Origin of the sequence: Streptomyces hokutonensis, from assembly GCF_042751305.1 — a bacterium.
Lineage (GTDB): Bacteria > Actinomycetota > Actinomycetes > Streptomycetales > Streptomycetaceae > Streptomyces > Streptomyces hokutonensis_A.
Window position 1 is genome coordinate 88,410 of the sequence record NZ_JBHYWD010000024.1, and the last position, 20,818, is coordinate 109,227.

16 protein-coding genes and 2 pseudogenes are annotated in these 20,818 nt (G+C 69.2%); 7 read left to right on the forward strand and 11 right to left on the reverse strand.

Translation table 11 applies throughout. The features are described from left to right. Positions 1-22: 22 nt before the first annotated feature. Positions 23-841 (reverse strand): inositol monophosphatase family protein, encoded by an 819-nt coding sequence (locus ACFXC1_RS41255; RefSeq protein WP_381252816.1) that lies wholly within the window; start codon positions 839-841, stop codon positions 23-25. Positions 842-979: 138 nt separating this feature from the next. Between ACFXC1_RS41255 and ACFXC1_RS41260 the strand changes: the two genes are divergently transcribed. Next, the gene (locus tag ACFXC1_RS41260) at positions 980-1,891 is read left to right on the forward strand and encodes a LysR family transcriptional regulator (protein WP_381252818.1); all 912 of its coding nucleotides are present in this window, start codon (positions 980-982) and stop codon (positions 1,889-1,891) included. A 558-nt stretch (positions 1,892-2,449) separates the two neighbouring features. Here the strand turns inward: ACFXC1_RS41260 and ACFXC1_RS41265 are convergent. Both ACFXC1_RS41265 and ACFXC1_RS41270 read right to left on the reverse strand, forming a co-directional pair. Further along, on the reverse strand, positions 2,450-3,004 hold the full coding sequence (locus tag ACFXC1_RS41265; protein ID WP_381252821.1) for a dihydrofolate reductase family protein: 555 nt from the start codon (positions 3,002-3,004) through the stop codon (positions 2,450-2,452). Between the two features lie 95 nt (positions 3,005-3,099). Further along, a complete protein-coding gene (locus ACFXC1_RS41270) occupies positions 3,100-3,819 on the reverse strand; it encodes a helix-turn-helix domain-containing protein (protein ID WP_381252823.1) in 720 nt (239 codons plus the stop codon). A gap of 183 nt (positions 3,820-4,002) precedes the next feature. Here ACFXC1_RS41270 and ACFXC1_RS41275 point away from each other — a divergent pair, with 183 nt between their 5' ends. Further along, positions 4,003-4,440, forward strand: a complete 438-nt coding sequence (locus tag ACFXC1_RS41275) for a type 2 periplasmic-binding domain-containing protein (protein ID WP_381252826.1) — start codon at positions 4,003-4,005, stop codon at positions 4,438-4,440. 24 nt (positions 4,441-4,464) lie between these two features. Further along, on the forward strand, positions 4,465-5,112 hold the full coding sequence (locus ACFXC1_RS41280) for a TAXI family TRAP transporter solute-binding subunit (RefSeq protein WP_381252828.1): 648 nt from the start codon (positions 4,465-4,467) through the stop codon (positions 5,110-5,112). Positions 5,113-5,116: 4 nt separating this feature from the next. Here the strand turns inward: ACFXC1_RS41280 and ACFXC1_RS41285 are convergent, their stop codons facing one another. From ACFXC1_RS41285 to ACFXC1_RS41305, 5 genes and pseudogenes are all read right to left on the reverse strand, one after another. Then, positions 5,117-6,427 (reverse strand): HupE/UreJ family protein, encoded by a 1,311-nt coding sequence (locus ACFXC1_RS41285; RefSeq protein ID WP_381252830.1) that lies wholly within the window; start codon positions 6,425-6,427, stop codon positions 5,117-5,119. A gap of 2 nt (positions 6,428-6,429) precedes the next feature. After that, on the reverse strand, positions 6,430-7,431 hold the full coding sequence (locus ACFXC1_RS41290; protein ID WP_381252832.1) for a DUF3500 domain-containing protein: 1,002 nt from the start codon (positions 7,429-7,431) through the stop codon (positions 6,430-6,432). Between the two features lie 339 nt (positions 7,432-7,770). Continuing rightward, complete coding sequence (locus ACFXC1_RS41295; RefSeq protein WP_381252834.1) at positions 7,771-9,432, reverse strand: carboxylesterase/lipase family protein; 1,662 nt, start codon at positions 9,430-9,432, stop codon at positions 7,771-7,773. A 323-nt stretch (positions 9,433-9,755) separates the two neighbouring features. Beyond that, positions 9,756-10,211: a hypothetical protein gene (locus ACFXC1_RS41300; RefSeq protein WP_381252836.1), complete on the reverse strand. Its 456-nt coding sequence runs from the start codon at positions 10,209-10,211 to the stop codon at positions 9,756-9,758. A 43-nt stretch (positions 10,212-10,254) separates the two neighbouring features. Further along, positions 10,255-10,724: pseudogene (locus ACFXC1_RS41305) on the reverse strand (transposase); the annotation flags it as partial. A gap of 384 nt (positions 10,725-11,108) precedes the next feature. Between ACFXC1_RS41305 and ACFXC1_RS41310 the strand changes: the two are divergent. Then, positions 11,109-13,280 carry an NEW3 domain-containing protein gene (locus ACFXC1_RS41310; RefSeq protein WP_381252838.1) on the forward strand — a complete coding sequence of 724 codons (2,172 nt, stop codon included), beginning with the start codon at positions 11,109-11,111 and terminating at the stop codon, positions 13,278-13,280. 411 nt (positions 13,281-13,691) lie between these two features. Here ACFXC1_RS41310 and ACFXC1_RS41315 read toward each other — a convergent pair whose 3' ends face one another. Together ACFXC1_RS41315 and ACFXC1_RS41320 are read right to left on the reverse strand one after the other, a co-directional pair. After that, positions 13,692-14,372, reverse strand: coding sequence for a polysaccharide lyase family 7 protein (locus ACFXC1_RS41315; RefSeq protein WP_381252841.1), 681 nt, complete (start codon positions 14,370-14,372; stop codon positions 13,692-13,694). Beyond that, positions 14,369-15,091, reverse strand: coding sequence for an SGNH/GDSL hydrolase family protein (locus ACFXC1_RS41320; RefSeq protein WP_381252844.1), 723 nt, complete (start codon positions 15,089-15,091; stop codon positions 14,369-14,371). Before ACFXC1_RS41320 ends, ACFXC1_RS41315 begins: the two co-directional genes overlap by 4 nt. Positions 15,092-15,709: 618 nt before the next feature. On the opposite strand from ACFXC1_RS41320, the gene ACFXC1_RS41325 reads away from it, so the two are divergent. Together ACFXC1_RS41325 and ACFXC1_RS41330 are read left to right on the forward strand one after the other, a co-directional pair. Next, positions 15,710-18,046: a glycosyl hydrolase family 95 catalytic domain-containing protein gene (locus tag ACFXC1_RS41325; RefSeq protein ID WP_381252846.1), complete on the forward strand. Its 2,337-nt coding sequence runs from the start codon at positions 15,710-15,712 to the stop codon at positions 18,044-18,046. 116 nt (positions 18,047-18,162) lie between these two features. Further along, positions 18,163-18,492: pseudogene (locus ACFXC1_RS41330) on the forward strand (LexA family protein); the annotation flags it as partial. 100 nt (positions 18,493-18,592) lie between these two features. On the opposite strand, the gene ACFXC1_RS41335 reads toward ACFXC1_RS41330, so the two are convergent. Then, the gene (locus tag ACFXC1_RS41335) at positions 18,593-19,033 is read right to left on the reverse strand and encodes a hypothetical protein (protein ID WP_381252849.1); all 441 of its coding nucleotides are present in this window, start codon (positions 19,031-19,033) and stop codon (positions 18,593-18,595) included. 718 nt (positions 19,034-19,751) lie between these two features. Between ACFXC1_RS41335 and ACFXC1_RS41340 the strand changes: the two genes are divergently transcribed. Continuing rightward, positions 19,752-20,603, forward strand: a complete 852-nt coding sequence (locus ACFXC1_RS41340; RefSeq protein WP_381252851.1) for a hypothetical protein — start codon at positions 19,752-19,754, stop codon at positions 20,601-20,603. The last annotated feature ends 215 nt before the right edge of the window (positions 20,604-20,818 follow it).

Genomic DNA, 20,818 nt, shown 5'->3' on the forward strand with positions numbered 1-20,818 from the left:
GCTTGCGGGGCGGCGTGTGCGATCAGCGCGAGAGCGTGGCGGCTGCCTCGGCGTGCACACCGGGCGCGGCCGCCAGGAAGCTCTCGCTCGAAGGCGTCCAGGGCCGGCCCTCCACGTCGGAGATCCGTCCGCCGGCCTCGGTGACGAGCAGCGCTCCGGGAAGCAGGTCCGCGCGGGCTCCGGCGAACTGCCAGAAGACGTCGATCCGGCCGGCGGCCACGTTCAACAGGTGCAGGGTGGCGGGCACCGAGGTCCGTACCACGAGCGCGTCGAGGAGCATCTCGGTGATCGAGGAGCCGACGCGCCGTACGACCTTCTCGTCCTCGTCCGGCCTGGCCTGGCTCGTGGCCACGATGCCCAGACCGAGGTCGACGGTGTCGGAGACGTGCAGGGGCCGGTCGTCGAGGTGAGCGCCGGCGCCGGCGAGCGCGGTGTAGGTCTCGCCGGTCAGGGGCAGGTGGACCACGGTGAGGACCGGCTGGTGGTCGCGCACGAGAGTGGCGGTGACGGCCCAATCGGGCAGGGCGTGCAGGTGGTTGACGTTGCCTTCGGCCGGATCCACGACCCACCATTCACCGGCCGGCAGCGCACCGCCCGCGAGCTCGTCCTCCACCCAGCGAGCCTGCGGGCGAAGGAGCGAGAGGCGGGGGCGCAGGACATCGAGGACAGTGTCGTCGTTGACGGCGAGCGCCCGCATCAGCTCTTCGCGGGTCTGGTAGCGGACCACGTCGCCGAACCGCTCCCGCAGCGCCGAACCTGCCGTACGTACGGCAATCGCGGTCTGTGCGAGCAGGTCGGCGTCGGAGGCGGCGACGTCAGTGGTCTGAAGCGTTTCGGACATGGTGGTGCTCCCGTCTGAACAGGGGGATGAGGTAGGTCGGGCCAAGCCGCGCGTTCCGTCGCGCGCTCTCTTGTCTCGAAGGTATGCAGCACCGTCGTTAACTTCAACTGCATGTCAAGCACGGCTAGGATTACTCTCATGCAATTGGACTTGAACCTGCTCGCCGCGTTCGACGCGCTGCTGGAGGAGGGCAGCGTGGCCGGGGCAGCCGCGCGCCTGCACGTCACGGCCCCCGCGATGAGCCGGAGTCTGGGCCGGATCCGGCGCACGACCGGAGACCAGATCCTGGTGCGCACAGGGCGCACGATGACACCGACGCCGTACGCGATCGCCGTGCGGGAGCAGGTGCACGAACTGCTCCAGCAGGTTCAGCGGGTGCTGGCACCGAGCCGCGAACTCGACCTCGCGACGCTGGAGCGCACCTTCACACTCCGCTGGCACGATTCCCTCGTCGCTCTCAGCGGCCCCGCACTGCTGGCGGCCGTACGGAGGCAGGCGCCAGGTGTGCAACTGCGCTTCGTCGCCGAATCGAGCATCGACACCCCCGAGCTGCGGCGCGGCGAGGTCGACCTGGAGGCGAACGCCAACCGCCCGAGCGCACCGGATATTCGTGCCGAGCACATGGGCGAGACCCGCCTCGTCGTCGTCGCGAGGCGGGGGCACCCCCTCACCCGCGTCCGGGCCGTCACGGCCGAGCGGTACGCGGCTGCCGAGCACATCGCCGTCTCGCGACGTGGAAACCTCAGCAACGCCGTCGACGACGCCCTCGCGCGACTCGCTCTCACCCGCCGTGTGGTGGCGGCCGCTCCCACGGAAGCGGCCGCGCTGGAGTTCGTGCGCGGCTCTGATCTCCTGGTCACCGCCCCCGAAGCCACCACACGCTCCGCGGTCGAGGGCCTCGGCCTGGTCGTGCTCCCCCTGCCGCTCGAACTGCCGTCGGCAGCGGTGTACCTGTCGTGGCATCAGCGCTACGACACCGACCACGCCCACACCTGGCTGCGCGGGCTGGCGCGTACCGCGCTGACCGATGCGGCACGATCGTCAGCGTGAAGTGCGCCGTCGGGAAGACGACCGTGACGGTTGCGACGAGCGGTCTTCGCCAAGTTGGACCCTTCCCGGGCGGGTTGAGGGCAGGGCGTCGCCGGCCGGCCGGCGACGCACGGTGACGGCGGAGACCGAGTCGGCGATCGGCCGGGCGGCGACCTCGCGGGCCGGTTCCGGGCATGACCGGCGCGCGCCAATGGCAGACCGCTCGCGGTCGGACAGACCGACCAGACCGTGACCGGCGAACCGGCCGCGGACCGTGTCCAGATGTAGTTTCGTCTCACGGGCGATCCGCGCGCTGGAGCGCCCCCGGCCGCGTGCGATACCGCATGGGCACGCATCGCAGCCAGCACTCGCACTTGTAGCCGCAGGCCATCTTCTTCAGCCGTTCACGCTCGGAGGCGCGCAGGACTATCGGCCGGGCGGCGGTAACGGGCACAGCAGGCAGGCGGGCCGATCGGCAGAAGTGGATCAGGACGGGGCAAGGCCTGCCGCACCGGGTTTCGGCCCGCCGTTTCCTGCTGCTGGGGCGTCTCGCCGGCTCCCGCCCGCGAAGAGCGGCGCTCAGCGCGTCGGACGGTAGGTCGCGATGATCACTCCGCTGCTGGTCGGCTGGGCGCTCACCAGCTGCAACTTCTTCAGGGGCGCGTCGTCGGCGAACAGCTTCTTGCGGCCCTCGCCGGCCACCACCGGGTGGATCAGCAGGACCAGCTCGTCCAGCAGGTCCTGCTCCAGCAGTGAACGCACCAGCGTCGGGCTGCCCGCGACGGTGATGTCCTTGCCCTCGCCCGCCTTGAGCTCCTCGATCGCGGCCGCCGGATCACCCTTGATGAGCGTGCTGTTCGACCAGTCCTCCACGCTGTCCAGCGTGGAGGAGACGACGTACTTGGGCGAATCATTGATCCACTTGGCGAAGCCGGCGTCCTCGCCGCTGGTCACCGTCGGCCAGTACCCGGCCCACTCGGTGAAGGTCACCCGTCCCAGGAGGATCGTGTCGGCCGTCTCCAGCGTCTTGCCCAGCGCCGCGCCCATCTCCTCGTCGAAAGCGAACTGCCACTCGTTCGGCGACTGGGCGACACCATCGAGCGAGACGAACAGACCCGAAACGACCTTGCGCATGATTCCTCCGTGATGAGTTCGGGGTCCTCCGACCGGTCCCGGCCGAACAGCGCTCCGGCCGGGGCGGACCGACACCGTCGGCTACGTCAAGAAGGCTATGCGGGCACGGGGGAGGAGGGCTTGTACAGAAGCGACAGCGGCTCCGCCTTCTCCGGAGCAGTCAGCTCAGTGGCTGTCCGGCCGATGAACCGGGTCAAGGACCGCGCGAGGTGCGGCTGGTCGAAATAGCCCAGCTCGTGCACGACGTCCTGCGCCGCCACCCCCTCCTGGATCAGAACCGCTGCCTCGCGGGCGCGGTGGATCTGCCGGATGGCACCTCGGGTGAGGCCCGTCGCCGCGACGAAACGCCGCTGGAGGGTCCGCTCGGAAACATCAGGGGTCGTGCCGCCGAGCACCGCGGGCACGATCGGGTCGCAGTCCACGATGCCTTCACGCACCATGCGCCGCACGAACGCCTCCGCATTGTCGTAATCGGGCACGTGCCAGGCGGAACCTTTCAGCCACACCGAGCGCCGCGTCACGTCGGGTATCTCCGCGCTGCCACCCACGAGCGGGCCGATCGGCACGTGAGGCATCGAGGTGCCGAGAGCGAAGCTGATACCGAAGAACGTGGCGTCCTTGGGAACGGGAGCCGGACAGGCCCGGGGCTCCGGGCCCAGCACGGCCGCCTGCACCTTGCCGTCGTGCTCCCAGAAGACAAGCTCCCAGTGCGATGCCGCGATCGACGTCATCCGGCCGACCTCGGTGCTGCGGCTGTGCCATACCCTCTCGATGTACGGCAGCTCCGACGGCCGGCTCTCGATCTCCAGACCCAATCGGATCAACCCCCGTTCACCGCTGCCCGAGCCGCCAGTGTGTCACGTCGTCCGGACGGCCAGAGCGCGCGAGATGCGCGCGGCGGTCGGCGTCAACGCTGATGGCCGATGACCGTACCGAAGCGACCAGGCACCATTTGCGTCCGAACCGGACGCCGCCGACGTCGGCGAAGGCGGTGCGCGGTGAACGGCCGCGCCGGCGCTCGCCGGTCGTCGCACGGGCGGGCGCTCCCCGTTTCGGGGCGGGCTGCCGGCAGAACACCGGCCCGTGGACCCGGCGGCACGGCGGTGCACCATGTCCCGCCGCCCCCGGTCGATCGCCGCTCCGTTCTCCACGCCGCCCTCGGCACGGCGGCCGTCGCAATCATCGGCGGCGCGCTCACGGGCGACGCCTCCCGGCAGCGTCCCGAGCCGAGCGGTGTCCTGCGCTTCGCGACCCGTGAGCCCACGGCGTTCTACGAGGCTTTCGGCCGCCTCTTCGCCGTGGAACTTCAGGCGGCTTGTCCCCGTCTGAGCTGCCGCGCCCGCACCACCGCAGGCAGCGTCACCGACACCGAACTGTTCCGCGACCACCGCGCCGACCTCGCACTCGTCCTCACCGACACCGCCCGGGCCGCGTAGGGCACCGCCCTGTTCCCGCACCCCGTGCCCCTGCGCGCCATCGACAGGGTGTACGAGACCTACCTCCAGTTCGTCGTCCGCGCCGACTCGCCCGTGCGTACCGTGTCCGACCTGGCCGGACACACCGTCTCGCTCGGCGCGACCGGAGCAGGCGCGGCCGTACTCGGCGAGAGGATCCTGCACGCAGCGGGTCCTTCCCCCGGCACCTGCGTTCCCGTACGCCATCTGCCGCTGGCCGACGCGGCCGACGCCATGCGGAGGGGCTCGGTGGAGGCCCTGCTCGGCGCGGGCGGTGTACCGCTACCGCTTCTGTCCGAACTCGACGACCGTTTCGGTCTGCGGTTCCTGCCGCTGGCCGAGCCGCTGCCCCGGCTCGGCGGCCAGGGCGGACGGGCCGGCTCGGGCCTGGAAGAGGTGTGCCTGCCGCAGGGCGCGTACCGGGCGGCGGGCGGCGTCGCCACCAGCGGCGTGTCCAACCTGCTGGTGTGCCGCCCCGACCTTCCCCGCGGTGTGGCCGAAGCGCTCACCCGCCTGCTGGTCCTGCGCGCGACCGCACTCGTTCCCGCCAACGCCGTCGGCACCCAGTTCCTCGACATCGGCAGTCTCATCGGCACGGGGGACATCGCGCTGCACCCCGGGGCGATCGTGGCGTACCGCGCACTGCACGGCTGAGCCCTCAGGCCCTGGTGGTGCGTAGGTCAGGCATGGACCAGCTGGCCGCCGCGACGGCCGCGAGGGTTCCGGCGACAAGGAACGGATGGGCGATGAGCGCGTCGGTGACGTGGTTGAGCGGGTTGTTCGCCAGCAGGGTGGTGCGCTCGGCGAGCCACGCTGCGGCCAGCACGATGCCGATCGTCGCGATGGTGAGGCGAACCGCCGGGTAGATCCGGGTTCTGCTGAGGATCAGCAGGGACGGCATGAGCAGGGCGACGACCATGAGCTGGGTCAGTTCGATGCCGAGGTTGAAGCCGAGGAGGGTGGTGACCAGGGATCCGCGGCCGAGGTCGAGGTCACCGAGGAGCGCGGCGAAGGCGAGGCCGTGCATGAGCCCGAACCCGGTGGCGATCCACGCTTCGCCGCCGGGGACGAGGGGCCGGACGGCGTGGATGCCGGAGACCAGGATGGACAGGGCGATCAGGCTTTCCACGACGCGCGTGGGAGCGCTGATGTAGCCGAGGGCGGCCAGCGCGAGGGTGATGGAGTGCCCGATGGCGAAGGCGGTGACCACATGCACGATACGGAGGCAGCTACGGCGCAGGTCGTCGGCGCGTACCCAGCGGCCGCGGCGGGCGAGGAGCGGTGCGGGGAGCAGGAGCATGATGAGGAAGAGCAGATGGTCGGCGCCTTCGGCGATGTGCCGGATGCCCAGGTGCACGGCGGCGGCGAAACCGTGCTCGGTGGAGGCGCCGGCGGCCGGTATTGCGAGCGTGTGCTGCTGCCAGTCGAGCACGCCGACGGTCGTGTAGCTGTGGGAGCCGTCGGGGCGCAGCGAGACGAGGATCTGGTGGGACAGCAGGTGGTGCACGATCGCGTCGTAGGTGAGCCGGAAGTCGTGGACCGTGCCGGTCGGCGGCCTCAGCATCAGGTCGAAGACCAGGTGGTCGACGCCGTCGATCCGCCGGACCCGGCCGCCGCTGACCGCGGTGGTCCACCGTGTGCCGTCGGAGTCGGCCGCCGAGGTGTGGCCGAGCACGTAGCGGCGCAGCTCCTCGAGCTTGGCCGGATTGACGACGGTCTTCGGGGTGAGGGGCTGGTCGAGGGCGATGGCGAGCCGGTCGATGGGGAGTTCCACCTCGCCGGTCACCTGGTCCGGTGCCGCGTCGAGCAGGATCGCGGTGGTGCTGAGGGGGTGGGCGCTCGCGCGCGTCGGTTCCGTGACCGTCAGGACGGCCGTCAGGGCCGCGAGACACGTGAGCAGTGTCCCGGCGCGGGCCGCACACCTGCGGAGAGGGCCGCGCCGGGAGCGGGAATGTGCGAGGGCGGCCATGGTCACTTCGGCTTGCTGCTGCCGTAGTCGTTGGTCTTGTCCCGGTAGACCGAGTGGTAGTGGATGTTGGGTGTGCTCTGGCTGCGGGTGTTGATGAACTCGATCCACACGCTGGGGCCGTCGATACGGATGTAGCTGTTCTCGTCGGTCGGTCCGGTGTTGTTGGACCAGCCGATGCGGGTCTTGTCCAGCTCGGACTCGTACTTGGCCATCAGCTTGGCGGCGGCCGTGTCGTTGAGGTCGCCGACGTAGGTCTTGATCGCCGCGGTGACCAGCTTCTTCTGGGCGGCGGTCAGCTGTGATGCCAGCAGCCCCTCGGAGGCGGGGAAGGTCCCCGAGTCCTTGCCGGGGCCCATGACCAGGTCGTCGAACGTGCCTGAGGTGATCTCCGCGGCTTTCTTCTGCTTGGCGTCGAGCCCCGCCAGCATGGCGAACATGGCGGTCGACTCGGCCTTGACCGGCTCGACCGTGGTGCCGTCGGACTTGAACGACGTCGGCTCGGAGCCGACGAACTGCGGCGTCTGACTGACCTTGTCGCCGTTGTAGGTGAGGTTGCGGGCCAGGTGATGGCCGCCGAACTGGACCATGAACGGCTGCGACGTCGAGGGCGTTCCGTACACGGCGAAGTAGTAGTCCTTCAGGCTGCCGAAACCGTCCGCGCCCTGGCCCCCGAGCCGGTTCAGCTCGTTGTCGGCCTTCCGGATGTCGGCGTCCTCCTGGGCACCGCTGGGGCTGAGCGCGACCTGGAGCACGGCGTCGGCGGCCTTCTGCTGCGCAGTGGTGAGGGCGGACATCTCGATGCCTTCGCGGGGCACGGTGGTCGCGGGGAAGTTCGACCAGGTCTGCCGCGACTTGTTGTCCGAGAAGTCGTACTCGACCTTCTTCCGCTCGGTGTCGTCCAGCGTGGCCAGGAACGCCTTCACCGCCGTGACGACCGCAGCGGTGTTGGCGCCGCCCGGGCTTGCCCCGTCGCTGTTGAGGTTGACCGCCGTAACCTGCTGCATACCCATACCACCCGAACCCCCCTGGCCGTTGCTCTGTTGCGCCGAGGGGCTCGACGACGACGTGGAATCACCTGAACCGCAGCCGCTGACGACGAGAGTCGCCGACAGAACGGCGCCGGTTGCGAGGGCAAGGTTCTTGCGCATGAGCGGAGGAGCTCCTTGATTTGCGGAAGGGGAGAAGGAAGAGAGAAGGTCAATTCGGAGTCTTTGTCTATCACGCCGTAATAGGGATCCGGGCTCTCCAGTGCCTCTCAACTTCCTATGATGTGGCCCTGCACGGCGAAACTTCGACCCCTTTAACCCGTATTTAGGACCGGTTGGTCGAATCTGGCGGCAGAGTCACCAGGCCGGCTGGCTGGGGAAGTAGTCCTTGACGTAGAAGTCCAGTTGTTCGCCGGTGGCGTCGGCGATGGTGCCCCAGTTGTCGCCGAGTTCCATGGTGGTGTGGCGGCCCGGTCGGGTGGGCTGCCAGCGGGTCAGGCCCCTGCCGTTGGGGTCGCCGTGGGTCGCGAAGTTGACCACATATTCGGAGAGGGTGTCGGCGATCTTCTGGTCGGTGTCGGTCCACCCGCTGCCGCTGGAGTAGAGGTTGTCGAAGACGTACTGGATCTCCGAGCCGTGGTAGGCGCCCCGGTCCTGACCCGGCGGGGCGTGCGTCCAGAAGTAGGTGAACACCGGGCTCTTGGCCTTGCTCAGCCACTCGGTGGCCCACAGCGTGGTGGAGATGCGGGAGCTGTCCCGGGCGGAGGCGTTGGTCTGCTCCCAGGCCTCGGTGTCGGTGCTCGCCGGGTAGAGCTCCAGGAACCGGTCGTCCAGCGAGCCGTACTTGGCCTTGGCCATCGCCTGGTACGCGGCCAGTGTCGTGTCCGCGGTGGGGGTGGCGCCGCTCTCGTCCTTGTTGTTGCCGGTGATGATCGGGACGTCGTTGTGCAGGCCGTGGGTGAGCGCCTCCTGGTAGCTGCGGGGCTGCACATAACCGTCCAGCACCGGGCGGAACAGCGGTGGGTTGCCATTCATCGGTGCGGTCACCGTGGTGTCGTTGGCGTTCTCGCCCGCGATCACCTTGCTGTAGTCCAGGGCGCGGGCCTCGGCGACGGTGCTGACTCCGAGGGCCGCGAGGTAGGCGGTGCCCTGTGCCTCGGCCCCGGAGAGGGTCGGGCGGTAGGAGGTGGCCAGACCGGCGGTCTCGGGATCGTGCGGGGAGCGCGCCCCGCTCTCCGCGATGGCCCCGTGGAACAGCCCCCTGCCCAGCGGGGAGTACACCAGCTCCAGGACGGAGGCGGAGCCCGCGGACTGCCCGGCGATCGTCACCTGGTCGGGGTTGCCGCCGAAGGCACGGATGTTGCGCTGCACCCACTTCAGCGCCGCGATCTGGTCCAGCAGCCCGTAGTTCCCGGAGGAGCCGTGCGCGTCCTCGGCGGTCAGTTCGGGGGTGGCCAGGAAACCGAGGGCGCCTTCGCGGTAGTTGAGGGTCACCACGACCAGACCCTTGGCGGCCAGGCCCGCTCCGTCGAAGGTGGGGTCCGCTCCGGAACCCATGGAGAAACGGCCGCCGTAGATCCAGACGAACACCGGGCGGCGCTCGCGCGAGGACGACGCCGCGGTCCACACGTTGAGGTTCAGGCAGTCCTCACTCTGCGCCGGGGTGGAGGTCGAACCACCTGGTCCCATCGACGGCTGCGGGGGGATGTCACCGAAGGCGTCGGCCTTGCGCACACCCGACCAGGACGCGGCGGGCTGCGGTGGCCGCCAGCGGTTCGTCCCGGCGGTCGAGGCCGCGTAGGGGATGCCCAGGTAGGCGGTAACACCGGAGAGCTGGGCAGCGGTCCCGGAGAGCAGGCCGGTGGAGGTCCGCACGGGGCCGGGCAGCGGTCCGGCCCCGCCCGACGTGGTGGAGGACGACGCGGCGGTGGCCGCGAAGGCCGGGTTCGCGCCGCCGGCGAGGGCGCCCACTCCTGCGGCGGCGGCGAGCGTGCCGCCGAGGAACAGACGTCGGCTCACCGTTCCGCCACGGGGGCGCTGTGTCTTTTCCGGGGTCAAGGGATCCTCCGATTGGCTTCTCTTCGGGCAACTCGGACCGGGTTAATGGAACGACCGGTCTCAAAGCTTTCTCGGGACGGTAGTCCCGGCCGACGAGGCTGATCAAGGAGAATGCTTTGGAATCATCCGTTCTTCAGGAAATCGATAACAGACTCACAGAGTCGCGCCAGATGACCGCCTGTGAGGTATCCCCTTGGGAGACAAGGTTTCGGCGTAGTTGCGTGACATCCGATTCGCGACGATTTGCCAGGTGATCCGAGTGGACTACCGTGGCTGCCGTCGCATCAGTGCTGATCCCGTATGCCTTTGAAGCACCCGAGGCGTAGCGGCCTACCCCCGACCACCTCCCGCGAGGCAGGCGGGGACGGCCAGAGGGTGACCAACTTGTGCAGCCAGCCTTCGGCCGCCCACCGCTTCAGGTAGTCGCCGTCGAGCAGGTGCCCCCCATGGCCGGCGGCCCACCGATCGTCCTCGTAGGTGAACTCCTCCACGCTGATCATCAGCCGGGCCGTGCGTCCAGGGCCGAACGGCACCGCATCCCACGGGGGAGCCGTGTCCCGCAGCGGAGCCGAACCCGTGTGGGCGGCGATCTCAAGCTTTTGGCCACCAGGGTGCCAGGCGAACACCCGGGGTCTTCCCTCCAAGGTCTCGGAGATCACGCGCAAGAAGCCCTCTCGCAGCAGTATCCGTTGCGCCGCCTTCGACGGCCCCCACTCGGAGGCGAGGTTGGTGACCAGCACCTGGCGGCGGACGGTGGTCCTCAGGTCTGCTGTGGGCCGCCGCTCATGCGCCGCGCCAGGACGGGGTGGAGGCGCCGGTCAGTCGACGGGTCATCACATCGCTTGTCGCCCAGTACACCCGGGACTCGGACGTGGTAGGCCGGGTTGCGCTCGACGACCTCCACCGCGATGCCCAGGCCGGGGCGGTGGTCGACCACGGCCTTCTTGAACCCCGCTGGTCCACCAGCGCCTTCGTCAGCGTGGAGGTCCCCGCGGCGACCTTGTCCAGCAACGCGGTACCGAAGGCGTTGTCATGCACGGAAGCGGCCGGCACCACCACGGCGATCACCAGGCCCAGCACGTCAACGGCCAGCCCCCGCTTGCGACCCGGCACCTTTGTGGCCGTGTCCCGCCCGGTCGTGGCCGCGGGTACGCATGCGGCGGCATGCAGACTTGGGTGTCGAGCACCACCAGGCCCGGGTCGGCCAATCGTCCCCGGCGCGCAGGCACCTGTCGGCGCAGCAGGTCACGTATCCCCCTCTGGGGAGGCAGCCGATCGGTGGGTCTGTCTCACGCGCCGGGCCGCCCCGCGCGTCGCTGCCGCCGACTCCGACGCGGCCCCTGGGCCACTCGACTGCAGAACCCTGGTCATCGCGTGACGACTCTTAGTGATACATCGGATGAATGTGTTGACGTGGTGGTGGATCGCGCATAGAACATGTGCGGTTCGACCGGTAAGGACATGGCAAGTTGCCACCGGCCACTCTGAGGAGCCGTTCGATGTATGCGAGATTGATCAGATGTTTGTTGCCTCTGCTGCTCTTACTTGGGCTTGTGGCGGGAACGTCGCCCGCAGTGGCCGCGCCCGCCGCCGTGGTCCCGAGAGACGTTGCCGCCCCTGTTTCGTCCACGCCGCCCATGGGTTGGAGCAGTTGGAGCGCGCTGCGTGAAGGCGGCGGCCTGACCCAGGACGGGATCAGGGCTCAGGCGCGGGTCATGCACGACAAGCTGCGGCGTTACGGCTACCGCTACATCAACATCGACGCGGGCTGGTCCGATCACCTGGACGCTTACGGGCGAAACGCCTGGGACACAACGCGCTTTCCGGACGGAATCCCCGCGCTCGCCGCCTATCTGCACCGGCTGGGTCTCAAGTTCGGCATCTACCTCACGCCGGGCATCCCGATCGAGGCGTATCAGAAGAACCTGCCGGTCCAGGGCACTGCGTACCACATGCAGGACATCGCGGACCCGACACAGCCGGGCAACACCCACAACGACTCCTACCGCATCGACTTCAGCAAGCCTGGCGCGGCGGAGTACGTGCAGAGTTACGCCGACCTGTTCGCCTCCTGGGGCGTCGACTACATCAAGATGGACTTCGTCGGCCCCGGCGGCGGCCTCGTCCCCGCCGACAACCGCCCCGAGATGCGGGCGTGGCACCAGGCGATCGTGGCGACCGGCCGTCCGATGCACCTGGAGCTTTCCAACTCGCTCAGTATCGCCGACGCCGCCACCTGGCAGGCCACCAGCAATGGCTGGCGCACCGGCGGCGACATCGAGTGCTATTGCGGCGTCAACGGATCCAGTACCCCGTTGACCAGTTGGCAGCGGACGTCGGCCCGGTTCGACCAGGTCGCGGCCTGGCAACCGTTCGGCGGCTCCGGCGCGTTCAACGACTACGACTCGATCGAGGTCGGCAACGGCAGCGACGGCGGGCTCACCCCCGACGAGCGGCAGACCCAGCTGAGCCTGTGGTCGATGGCCTCCTCCCCATTGCTCCTGGGCACGGACCTGACCAGGCTCGACGACGCCGATCTGCGGCTGCTGGCGAATCGTGACGTGATCGCCGTGGACCAGGACGCCGTCAATGCCTCTCGGGTGAGCAAGAGCGCGACCGCGCAGGTCTTCGCGAAAACGGAGCCGAACGGCGATGTGATCCTGGGGCTGTTCAACACCGGGTCCGTCGCGCAGACCGTAACCATCGCCGCGGACACGGCCGGCCTGCCCGCGTCCTCCTCGTACCGCCTCGACAACCTGTGGACGCACGAGGTCACCCGGTCCTCCGGCGACACTGTCGCCGCTTCGGTGCCCGTGCACGGCGCAGCGCTGTTCCGGGTACGTCCGTGGGCCGCAGGCAAGGAGCCGGGGCGCCCGCAGACCGGCCTCACCGTGACAGCCCCCGGCACCCTGGGGACCGGTCAACAGACCACCGTCAACGCGGACTTCACCAACTGGGGCACCGCCGTCGCGACCGGTGTCCACGTGGCCCTGCCCGTGCCGAAGGGCTGGACAGCCACCCCCGTCTCGCCCACATCCTTCGCCTCCGTCGCGCCTGGCGCGACCGTCCGCGCCACCTACCGCGTCGCGCCGCCGGCGTCCATCACCCAGCTCTTCCCGACGGTCCGACTCGACGCCGTCGCCCACTTCCGCTGGAACACCGGCACCGGCACCGGGACACGTGCCACCGGCTCGGCCGCCGGGCACACCTCCGTTCTGCTCGACGAGCCCGTTCAGGCTCCGTTCCACACCTATTCCTCTTCGCCGGAGCCCGCCGACTTCTCACAGGTCGGCTCCGCCCTCGGTATTCGCGCGGCCGGCGCCGGCGTCTACGGACCCAAGAACGAATACGGCGCGCTCTATGTCCCCGGCGCGGAACACGACGGCTCCGTCACGACCGTTCGTGTCACCTGGCAGCGGTACCAGAACTCCGGGGCCAAGACCGGAATCATGGTGCGCAACGACATCACCGGCGCGAGCGACTCGCCGGGCTTCGTCACCGTGGGAGTGAGCGCGAAGAAGGGCTACTTCATGCAGTGGGACGCCGACGGCGACGGGCGGCTCGACGCCGGCACCGCACCCAACGGCTCCGGCGTCGGCAAGCCCCTCCTGCCCAGTTGGATCCGGCTGGTCCGCTCCGGCACCGCCTTCTCCGGCTACTACTCCACTGACGGCACCAGTTGGACCCTCCTGAGTACCGCGAACGTTCCCTCCACCGCGCATACCCAGGACGTAGGTCTCTTCGGAACCGCTGCCAACCCGGGCTACCCGAGCGAAGACGAATTCACCGACTTCACGACCAGCGGTTGACGTTCTGCATGTGCTGTCGTGGGAGACAGCAGGCTCCGATGTCGCTCCTTGGCCGGCGACCGCGCGCCGGTGAACTCCGGCGGGCGCCTGTCGGCCGTGGACCTTCCGGGACTTCGTGTGCCGAGGTGCCGGCGGGTCGCCAGGCACGAACGAGCCGAAGCAGTCGCATGGTCTGGGTTGCGGAGCAGGGCTGCTTCGTCGTCGGTCGGTTGCCGTCGGTGTCGTAGGCGGCGCCATCGGCGTGGGTGCGGGTGGCTTTTCGGCCGAGTGCGTCGTAGACCCAGGCGGTGGTCGGGTTGCCGTGGTCGCCGGCGGCGACCACCGCCTGGACCGGGTCGTGGGTTCTCGTACGAATAGGTTGGCACGGTGCTGCCGAGCCTGGTCAGTGCCTGTCGTCCGCGTACGGGTCGGTCATCTCGTCCAGTAGTGGAGATTGCGGAAGCGTGCCTCGGCACGGCCCGAACCGTGGTCGTACACGCCGTTCTTGAAGTAGCGGGTGGCAGGACCCCGGTCGGCGACGGTCAGGACGAGGGAGTCGTCGAAGTAGACCTTGATGGTTCCGGTCCCGCTGCTCGCCCGGTGGGCGATCTTCACGTTGAACCAGGTGTCGTAGGCGCCTGTCTTCAACACCGTGCCGTCATAGCGACGCACGGTGCCACCGGCCGTGTCGTAGACGTTGAGCATGATGTCGGTGGCGGGGGTGTCCGAGGGGTGCACGCTGCGCAGGATCTGGACGAAGGAGGAGCCGTCGGTGCCGGCGGGGAGGTAGACGTCGGCGTCCCACAAGTGGTTGCCCGTGGTGTAGTCGACCTTCCAGCGCATTTCCGTGCGCGGGTCGGTGGAACTGCCCTCCTCGAACGGCTCGTCGGTGGCGTACACCCACATGCGGTGGATGCCGCCGCTGTAGCTGTGCCGGTCGCTGAGGTCCAGGTTCCAGGGCTTCTGCCAGCTGTACGTGAAGGCGGTCTGTGTCCAGCCGTCGGTCGGTCCGGCGGCCGGCGCCGCTTCGGCGGGCGAGGCCGGCGGCAGAGTGAGCGCGGCACCGCCGGCCAGCAGGCCGGCACCGGCCCGTATGAGTGATCTCCTGTTCATGAACTCTCCTCTTCGGTGGGGGAGTGGAGGTTGGTCTTGTGGGCCGTCGCCTGTGGACCGGCGTCAATAGAGCGCAGGAGGTCGTGGGAGCCGAAGGCCGGCAGGGCCTGGTGGGATATAGGGGTCACGGACGGCGGCGTCGAGGATCCCGCCGCGCCGGAGCAGGCCGACGACGAACTGACGTACGACCACGCGGGCCTCCGTCCAGCCGCCGTTCTCGCCGTACGGGGGTGGCCGTGCCCGCCGCCGACACGGATGCCGCGGGCGTCGGCGCGCGCCGCGCCGGTGCCCTTCAGCGGTACGCGGGTGCCCCTGATGCGTGCGTTCAGCGCGGCGTGGCGCGCGTGCTGGGGCCGTTGGCGCAGGAGGGCGACGAGCCGGTCGGGCCGGTGGTGGTTCGCGCTCGCTGTCGATCCGTACCCGTCGGTGATCGAGTCGCCCGGCGTGGCGACGCTACCCGTGGTCCTGCGGCCGACCGTGTCCACATCGGACAGGTGGGACCGGGAACCGGTGATCTGGGTGGACGCGGTGCTGACCTGGTCCGCTGTGTGGTCGCCGGTCGGGGCGAGGAACGAGGTCTGAGGCCTCAGTGGTGACACGTCGCGGGGCCCGAGTCGTGGGACGTGTACAAGCTTGTCCAGCGGGTTGGTGTCCGCGAGCACCCCTACGGGGATCGGGTCGCTCATGGCGTCCTGGTCGGCCGGGACCGTGAGGGACACGGCGCCGTAGAAGGAGCTCGAACGCTTCGTTCCAGCCGCGAAGTTCGGGCTTTCCGGGGCGATTCCTGTGCGGTGACGGCCGTGGCGTCGATTTCGAACGGCGCCGTGCCGAGCCGGTCGAAGACGCGGATGCGGGGCGCGTGGCCGCTGACGCCGACGTGGATCACGTTGCCCACCGACTGCCGACAGTTCGGTGGTGGTGGCGGACGCGGGGGCCTCCCACGTGCCGGTCCAGCAGGGTCGGCCGGCGGCGGGGCCGGCGCGGTGTGCTCGCCGGAAACGGCAGGAGGGCCGCCGTCCGTGTTCCCGGGGGAGTGCGGAGGAAGTGCCGGATCGTGTCCTTGCGCATGGGGCGCCGTCCTTCCGGTGGGGGTCGGCGAGGGGCCGAACGCGGAACGCGCCGTGAGGATCGCGAACGCAGGAAACCGCAATACATCGGAGGAGTCAAGGACTTGGGATGGGATTGCGGATGCGTACTCCTCTTCCCAAATAGCTAAAACTGGCCGGTTATTCTGCGTCGACGGTCAATCGGTCGAGGTCATTGACAGGCGCATGGCGTATGCCTACGTTCCTCGATACACCCGATGTATCAACTACCGTCAGTTCTGGAGGACGATGATGACCTCGCAGCCGGGAAAGCACTCGCCGCTGCCTCGCAGAGTCTTACTCGGCACCGCGCTGGGGGGAGCTGCGGCCGCGGCCCTGCCCGTTGGGACGGCCCACGCGGACGAGCCTGCACGGGTGGCGGGGGTGGCCGACGGTGTTCCAGCCGCCCGCGCCCGCAAAAGCCCCTGGAGTCTCCGCGACACCATGCGTACCGACGGTGCTTGGGAAGACTTCCTGCGCGGCCAGGACCTGCTGTGGAGCAGACTGCCCACCCTCTGGCACGAGGGGCCGTTCCTGGGGGACGGCCAGCTCGGCAGCATGGTGTACCAGGAGCCGGGCACCAACCAGCTCCGCTTCACCATCCAGCACGGCCGGGTCCAGGACCATCGGCCCGAGTTCGGCAGCGGCTGGGGCACCTGTCGCCTGCCGGTCGGCCACCTCACACTCGAACCGGTCGGCACCATCACCTCCGTCGACTGGCGGCTGAGCCTGTGGAACGCCGAGCTCACCGGCACAGTCACTACCACCGCGGGCACGCTCACCCTCTCCGCTCTCATCCACGACGAGGTCTTCGCCGCCCGCGTGACTGCCGGCGGTGACGAAGGGGTCACCTGGACGTTCCACCCCGAAGAAGCGCTCAGCCCCCGGCACATCAGCGAAGCTCCGCCCGCGGGCTACACCGCCAACCCGCCCTGGACCACGCGGACTTCCGCCGACGGCACCGAGCAGGTGCTCCAGCCCCTCACCGGAGGCCAGACCGCCACCGCCTACCGCCGCACCGGTCACGACCTGCTGCTCAGTGTCGGACACAGCTCACCCTCCGACACCGCCGCCGAGGCCGCCTCGTTGCGCAACCTCCGGCGCGCGGCCTCGTACACCGCCCTCAGGCGACGGCACACCCAGTGGTGGCACGCGTTCTACCGTAAGAGCTTCGTCTCGTTCCCCGACCAGCGCCTGCAGAGCTTCCACTGGATCCAGCTCTACAAGGTCGCCTCCGCCAGCCGCGCCGGCGGCCCCGTCATGGCCACCTCCGGGCCGTGGCTGGAGCCCACGCCCTGGCCCGCGGTCTGGTGGAACCTCAACGTCCAACTGGAGTACTGGCTCATCCACGGCTTCAACCACCCCGAGTTGGACTCGCTCGCCACCACGCTGCGCCAGAACCAGGAACAGCTCGCCGCCAACGTGCCCACCGCCTACCAGACGGACAGCTCCGGCATCGGCCGGAGCTCCGACATGTTCGCCAACCGGAGTGTGGGAAAACCGGGAAGCGGCGCCGAGACCGGCGACCTCACCTGGGCGCTGCACAACGTGTGGCTGTCCTACCGGCACTCCATGGACAAGGCGCTGCTGCGCGACACGATCTATCCCGTGCTGCGCCGGGCGATCAACTACTACCTGCACTTCCTCACCCCGGGCAGCGACGGCAGACTGCACCTGCCCAGCACGCTCTCGCCCGAATACCCCGTCGTGCCGCCACAGGACACGAACTACGACCTGGCCCTGATCCGCTGGGGCTGCCAGACGCTCATCGAGTCCGCCGAACTACTGGCAGTCGACGACGAGTTGATCCCACGGTGGCAGGAGGTGCTGGCCAGACTCACGCCGTACCCGGTCGACGACAACGGCTTCATGATCGGCGCCGACACCCCGTACGCGCAGTCCCACCGGCACTACTCGCACCTGCTGATGGTGTATCCGCTCTATCTCGTCAACTGGGACCAGACGGGCAGTCGCGACCTGATCGCGAAGTCGGTGACCCACTGGCACGCGCTGACCGGTGCCCACCGGGGCTACAGCTACACCGGCGCCGCCTCCATGTATGCGATGACCGGTGACGGAGACACCGCGATCACGTACCTGCGGAAGTTCTTCGATCCCACCACGCGCTATCCCTGCCGTGCCAACACGCATTACACCGAGGCCGGGCCGGTCATCGAGACGCCCCTGTCCGCCTCGCAGTCCCTGCACGACATGTTCTGCCAGAGCTGGGGCGGCGTGATCCGGGTCTTCCCGGCAGTCCCGTCCTCCTGGGCGGACGCCACCCTGCACGACTTCCGGACCCAGGGCGCCTTCCTGGTCAGCGCCGTGCGAAAAGCCGGGGTGACCCGGTTCATCAGGATCAGAAGCCTGGCGGGCGAGCCGCTCAAACTCCGACACGGCCTCACCGGGACCCTCACCGTGCTCCTGGACGACGGCACTCCCGCCCACACCCACGATCTGGGCGACGGCACCCTCGCCATCGACCTTCCCCAGGGCCGTGAGGTGCTGGTCCACGCCGGTTCCCGTCCCGACCTCGTCATTGCGCCCGTTGCGGTCAGTGAGCCGGGGGCGGCCTGGGGTCTGCCGTAGCGAAGCCGGAAGGCGCGGCAGTGTCGTCGAGTCTCAGACGATCCACCGGGTCCGCGCATCACGAACCCGCACGCACAGCTGTTAACAGCGGGTCTGCCCGGGATTCCGGTGGAAAGGCTGCGGGGGCCACGCCCGCCGCGGAGATGGTCGGGGACGTCTACGCCATGCCCCGTCAAGTCGTCGGCGACGGCGATCAGTTCGCGGTGACGGTCACTGGCGACAGCATGATCGGCGCCGCGATCTGTGACGGCGACATCGTGACCGTACGACGCCAGGACAGCGCTGACCACGGGGACGTCGTCGCCGCGCTCCTGGAGGACGGGGCCACCGTCAGAACGTTGCGCCGACAGAACGGGCAGGTGTGGCTCATGCCCCGCAACCCGGCGTACGAGCCGATCACCAGTGACGGGGCGCAGATGCTGGGCAAGGTCGTCGGGGTTCTGAGGCTGCTCTGGACGAGTAGTTCCGAAGACCTGTCGGGTTGCTGGTTCTGGGGCAGGACGATGGGAGGGTGTCGAGGTCTTCTCCGGCCGAGGCGCGGCGGCGTCAGCCAAAAGCAGGGCTCGTGAGGTCGAGCATCAGCCGGTTTCCCCAGTCGTTGGTGAAGACGGCGCTCATCCCCTCGTAGCGCACGCTGAGGAAGGGGTTGGAGTGGAACATCACGGCGACCCACTGCAACGAGCGGTCGGCGTGGAGACGGGCGAGGTAGCCGATGTTGCCCATCCCGCCGCCCCCGCCGGACATCCACCCTGATCCGTCCGGTAGCGGGCTCTCGAAATAGGTGTCCACTCCGTCGATGCCGTGCTTCTCAACGGCCTGGGCCACATCGAACGGTTCCCCGATACGGAAGGGAATCGGCTGGCCGGCATCTGGGTGGTACGCCCCCGGACCGTCGACATGCAGCCCCAAGCCAGAGTCGTCCGGCCGGTACAGCCCGTCACGGAGCGGCATCTCCCCGGACTTCCAGAGTCCCTCGACGATTCCCATGGCCCATCCCACCGTCAACCAGTACGAGTCGGTTCCGAAGCCTGGCTGCGCACAAGGACAGAAGGTGTCCGAGATCCGGTTGTGATGAGCGACCTGAACACCTCTTGACCGCACCGTACGTGAAGATCGACGACGAGATCAGTGGAACGCGGTGGATGGGACGCCCACCTCTGCTCAGCGACTCCGAACTCGTCTGCCTCGCCGAGTCCCTGAACGAAGATCGAGCGCTGGTGGCTTGCTCTCACGCTCAGCGGAGCGAGGCCCACAGCTCGTCGCGATCCTCGGGATCGGGCTGGTCGGGGTGGAGCATCGTTCGGACGAGCGGTGCACAACGAGGCACAGGCCACGTTCCGTCGACGGAACCTCCCCGAGCACCTGCGGCACACGCTCCCGGCGGGCTGCCAGCGGTCCGCGATGGCCTGTGCGGCGTTGTTCGACGCCGGGGTCGAGCGGGGAGGTGGCAACCAGAACTGGCCGGTCTCTGCGCCGGACGTGGGTTGCCAGGCCGTCGTCACCGACGTGGATGTGGCCGAGGAGGGAGACACCGGCGGCAGCCATATGGGCTTCCACCGCGCGGACGAAGGCGGGGTCGGGTTCCGCGGTCGGCTGGTCGCGGCGTCCGGTGATCATGCCGAGGAAGGCGGAGGGGCGGTGGCAGAGAAGATGAGCGCTGGATCCACGCCTGGGAGCTGCATGCTGTTCGCTACACTCCGTGCGCATGACAATGCGGGGGTGGCGACTGAGTGTCGTAGCGGTGCTGGCGGCGATCTGTGTCTCCGGTCCAGGGAGCCCGGACGCCAACCGTACGGCGTCGGACCTCGGCCCCCTACCGGCCGACCGCTACGCGTACACGACGCAGGACTACCAGCGATCGCAGCGGGCGTCGGCGTTGCTGGTCCGGCAGTGCATGGCGGAGCATGGCCATCCGGGCTTCCCGCTCGACCCCCGTTATCCCACCGACCCCGTCGTCGCCACTGCGGTCGGCACCGACTACGGCGTCCTGGATCTCGCCACCGCCCGCCGCTGGGGCTACGGCTGGGACCCGGCCAAGTCCCTGGCCCTCCTGCCGAAGGGCCGCCGGATGACCAGCGCCGAGTATGCGGACTTCCCCGCCTGCAACGCGGAGGCGAGCCGGCGGCTGCTGCGCGGCATCGACGTCAAGGGGGACTGGCTCTACGCGAGTACGCGGGCGGTCGAGGTCGATAAGGCGGTCAAGCGCGACGCGGGCCTGCGTGCGGCATGGGATGTCTGGTCCCGCTGTGTGGCGGATCAAGGATTCGCGCGCTATCCCGACCCGGTCGCGGCGTACACGGACAGCGCCTGGCCGCGGGGCAGTGACGGCAACACCCGGCATACGCAACGGGAGCGGGCCACCGCCGTCGCGGACGTCACTTGTAAGCAACGCCACCATACGGCCGAGCTTTGGCACGCTGCGCGGGCACAGCAGCAAGCCTTGGACATCGCACGGCACCGCGGCCGCTATACCGCCGGACTGAAGGCGCTGCGCACGTACCGGGCCACCATCGCCGAGGTGCTGCGAAAGCTCGGCCAGCGGGACGCCGGCGCGTGACCGTGAGGCCCGCGAGAGCCGACGGACATGCGGCCGCCGCTCAGCCGAGCGTCCGTGCCCCACGTATTTCGTCACCCGGAGCGTCGCATTTCGCCGGTTCCCCACGAACAGTCACGAGATGGCCGGCGCCGCCGAGTTGCCCGCTCGCGACGGCTGCGCCGCTCCGTTCTCCTGCCGGCGGATCCGTTCCTGTGCCGGCGCTTCGTGCTGCGCGG